This window comes from Stieleria sp. (genome assembly GCF_041595215.1).
Classification (GTDB): Bacteria; Planctomycetota; Planctomycetia; order Pirellulales; family Pirellulaceae; genus Stieleria; species Stieleria magnilauensis.
In genome coordinates, this window is sequence record NZ_JBFHKV010000900.1 from 1 (window position 1) to 3,633 (window position 3,633).

Annotated in this window: 3 protein-coding genes and 1 pseudogene; all 4 read left to right on the forward strand. The window is 58.8% G+C overall.

The window, feature by feature from the left end:
- Positions 1-132: 132 nt before the first annotated feature.
- The gene (locus tag ABX749_RS25945; RefSeq protein WP_145208105.1) at positions 133-1,635 is read left to right on the forward strand and encodes a glutamate synthase subunit beta; all 1,503 of its coding nucleotides are present in this window, start codon (positions 133-135) and stop codon (positions 1,633-1,635) included.
- A gap of 189 nt (positions 1,636-1,824) precedes the next feature.
- Positions 1,825-2,703 carry a sugar phosphate isomerase/epimerase family protein gene (locus ABX749_RS25950; protein WP_372898561.1) on the forward strand — a complete coding sequence of 293 codons (879 nt, stop codon included), beginning with the start codon at positions 1,825-1,827 and terminating at the stop codon, positions 2,701-2,703.
- Between the two features lie 318 nt (positions 2,704-3,021).
- Positions 3,022-3,387 carry a PilZ domain-containing protein gene (locus ABX749_RS25955; RefSeq protein ID WP_372898562.1) on the forward strand — a complete coding sequence of 122 codons (366 nt, stop codon included), beginning with the start codon at positions 3,022-3,024 and terminating at the stop codon, positions 3,385-3,387.
- Positions 3,388-3,433: 46 nt separating this feature from the next.
- Positions 3,434-3,633, forward strand: a pseudogene (locus tag ABX749_RS25960) (homoserine dehydrogenase); the annotation flags it as partial.

The window sequence follows — 3,633 nt, forward strand, 5'->3', positions numbered from 1 at the left end:
GCTTCCAGCTTGCCAGCCGAGTAAGCACGCAAGCTTCCAGCTTGCCGACCCGACCCAATCCGCAAGCGTCCCCAGCTTGCCGCAACAACTTTATTTCCAATACATCCAAAACGTAAGACCAAGAGCAGACTGATGGGAAAGCCAACCGGATTCAAAGAGTTTGATCGTAAAAAAGTACCGTGGCGATTGCCGGTCGTTCGGCTGAACGATTACGACGAAATCTACACCGAACACAAAATCGATCACCTCCGCGAACAAGGCGCCCGTTGCATGGATTGCGGCGTCCCGTTTTGTCAGTCCGGCACGGGGTGTCCGATCGATAATTTGATTCCCGAATGGAACGACTTGGTCTACAACAACCGTTGGAAGGAAGCGATCGAGCGGTTGCACAAGACCAACAACTTTCCCGAGTTCACCGGACGCACTTGTCCGGCGCCGTGCGAGGGATCCTGTGTGTTGGGGATCAATCACCCGCCGGTGACGATCAAGAACATCGAAAACGCGATCGTCGACCGGGCTTGGGAAGAGGGCTGGATCGTGCCCGAACCGCCGGAAAGCCGGACCGGAAAATCGGTTGCGATTGTCGGCAGCGGCCCGGCCGGATTGACCGCGGCGGACCAGTTGAACAAAGCCGGTCACAGCGTGACCGTTTACGAACGGGCCAATCGCATCGGCGGATTGCTGCAATACGGCATTCCGAACATGAAGCTTTCCAAAGAAGCGGTCCAGCGCCGCGTGGACAAGATGAGTGCCGAAGGGATCAAGTTCGTGACCGGCGTGAACGTCGGCGTCGACGTCGACCCCAAGGAGTTGGTCAACGACAACGATGCCGTTCTGTTGGCATGTGGCGCCACGAAACCGCGCGACCTGCCGATCCCAAACCGGGACGCCAAGGGCGTTCATTTTGCGATGGAGTTTCTGACCGCCAACACGCGTCAAAGCGTGCACGGAGAAACGCTCGGCGACGGTTTCATTAGCGCCGAAGGCAAAGACGTGATCGTGATCGGGGGTGGTGACACCGGAACCGACTGCATTGCGACCAGTTTGCGACACGGTTGCCGCAGCCTGGTCAATTTCGAACTGCTGCCCAAACCGCCGCAAGAGCGTGCCTCGGATAATCCGTGGCCGGAATGGCCTCGCATCTTCCGTGTCGATTACGGACACGAAGAAGCCGAAGCCAAGTTCGGCCGCGATCCTCGTGAGTACCAGATCCTCAGCAAGGAATTCGTCGTCGATGACGCAGGCGAGCTTGCGGGCATCAAGACCGTCGAAGTGGAATGGACCAAAGACGCGTCCGGAAAATGGCAGATGGCCGAGGTCGAAGGGTCCGAAAAACAGTGGCCTGCCCAATTGATCCTGCTGTCGATGGGATTCTTGGGGCCGGAACAGTACGTCCCCGAATCGCTGGGGATGGAGACCGATCCGCGGAGCAATTTCAAGGCGGAACACGGCCAGTTTGCGACGAACATCGACAAGGTCTTTGCCGCCGGGGACTGTCGCCGCGGCCAGAGTCTGGTTGTGTGGGCGATCAACGAGGGGCGGGGTGCCGCTCGCGCGATCGATCTTTTTCTGCAAGGCGAGAGCAATTTGCCCGCGCCAGGGGTTACGATGGGAACGGCGATGCAAGTCGGTTGACGCCGCGGTTTCCAATCGATGCAGCCGACCGGTAATCAGCCGGTTGGCGCTAGTTCACGGGCCTCGCGCGTTCACGCACGGGGCCCGAACGCGTGCGCGAACCGGCTGATCGCGTGGGGAATGCCTACACGCCCCACGATTGTTCATCGATCTCCTTTGCTTTTCGTTCCCCCACACACCATCACAACCATGAAACGACGTCAATTCATTGCGACCGGTGCAGCGCTGACCGCCGCCCTGGCTCAATCCAAGTGGCTCAGCGCCCTGGAATCGGACAACAAGTATCGCAACGAGATCGGCATCCAGCTCTACACGCTGCGGAACGAAATCGGCAAGGACGTTGCGGGCACGTTGAAAGCAGTCGCTGAGGCGGGGTACAAGCAAGTCGAACCGTATGGGTTCCCCGGCGCGGACGACATGATTCGCGAAGCCAAAGCCAATGGGATGGCGGTCCATTCGTCGCACATCAACACCGACGGAATCCTAAAGCCTGACCAGAAAGGCGTTCAGCCGTTTGAAGAGCTGCTCGACAAAGCCAACGACCTGGGACTGACCCACGTCGTGGTCCCGTACCTGGGCGCCGAACTGCGTGGTTCGTTGGACCAGTACAAGCAGGTCGCAGAGCGGTGCAACGTGGCGGCCGAGAAAGCGAAACGCGCGGGGATTCAATTGGCCTACCACAACCACGCCTTTGAATTCAAACCGCTCGAGGGCGGCAAGTGTGGTTATGACGTTTTTGTCGAACAGTTTTCAGAGGACATGAAGTTTGAAATCGACGTCTTCTGGGTCGCCGTCGGTGGCTTGGATGCCGCGGATCTGATTCGCAAACTCTCCGGACGCGTGACGCAGTTGCACCTCAAAGACCTGGATCGATCCGTCACCCCGCCGCAATACGACGGCATTCCCAAGGAAGCGTTCAAGGAACTGGGCAACGGCGTGATCCCGATGGAACCGATCCTGGCCGCCGCCGCGGATGCCGGCGTGTCGCACTGCCACGTCGAGCAAGACCACTCGCCGCACCCGGTCAAAAGCATTCAGCAAAGCGCGGAGTATCTGCGGTCGCTGTAACGCTCGCACGGTGGGTTGCGCCGGACGCTTGGGCTCGCTGTTCACTATTCCAATTAGGGGGGTGGTCGGTGACCAGATCGTGGCAGGGTGAAGGGGCCGATCGAAATGGTCATGGCGTTTCGATCGATTTCTTAAGCATTCGTGCGGAAATCCATTTGCACACGGGCAGAATGCCCGGCAAGGTTGAAGTTAACGGGTAGCGTTGGTGTCGGCACAGTCTGCCTGACCCGAACACGCACCCGGTCAACATCCCTGGAATCCCTTTGTCGACGCAAGAAACCACGCGTCACCCATAGAACGTGCAGGAGTCTGCCCACAATGTTGCGTCTTTCCGGTACCGCACCGAACATGGACGTCGAGAACGCCATTCGGGATCTTCTTGAGGAAGACGCGTTTTACGATCGCATTGAAAATCGTTCGTCGCACCGCGAGCATTTGGTCCGGCCCGTCGCGTTGCTGATCCGAGGGGCTCAGCAAGAAATCATGGCATTTTCGCGAAACGTCTCGGCCGCCGGCATTGGACTGATCACGCAAAACGAGATTCCCGAGCGATCCACCGCGGTGCTGACGATCGAATCGCTCAAGGGCGGGCCGATCAAAATGTTGGCGCAGTGCCGCTGGTGTCGCGCCTATGGGCCGAACTGGCGGATATCGGGGTGGCAATTCATCAACATGCATCGCTAGTGCCGGGTCTCGTTCAAACGCGGTCGGGCGGGTAACATCTGGCGTCATGGAAAAGACAAACATTGCCATTGTTGGCCTGGGGACTGTTGGTAGCGGTGTTGCGCGTCTGTTGCTTGATCATGGAGACCGCACGGCGCGTCATGCCGGTCGAACGTTGTGGTTGCGTAAGGCGGTCGCCAGAGACCGCGCCAAAGCCGCTGCACGGATCGATCTGCCTGAAGGTGTGTTGACCGATTCGATCGATGA

Bases quoted from the DNA above. Each gene is read 5' to 3' on its own strand.
- ABX749_RS25955 (WP_372898562.1), top strand. From the start codon at position 3,022: ATGTTGCGTCTTTCCGGTACCGCACCGAACATGGACGTCGAGAACGCC.
- ABX749_RS25945 (WP_145208105.1), top strand. From the start codon at position 133: ATGGGAAAGCCAACCGGATTCAAAGAGTTTGATCGTAAAAAAGTACCG.
- ABX749_RS25950 (WP_372898561.1), top strand. From the start codon at position 1,825: ATGAAACGACGTCAATTCATTGCGACCGGTGCAGCGCTGACCGCCGCC.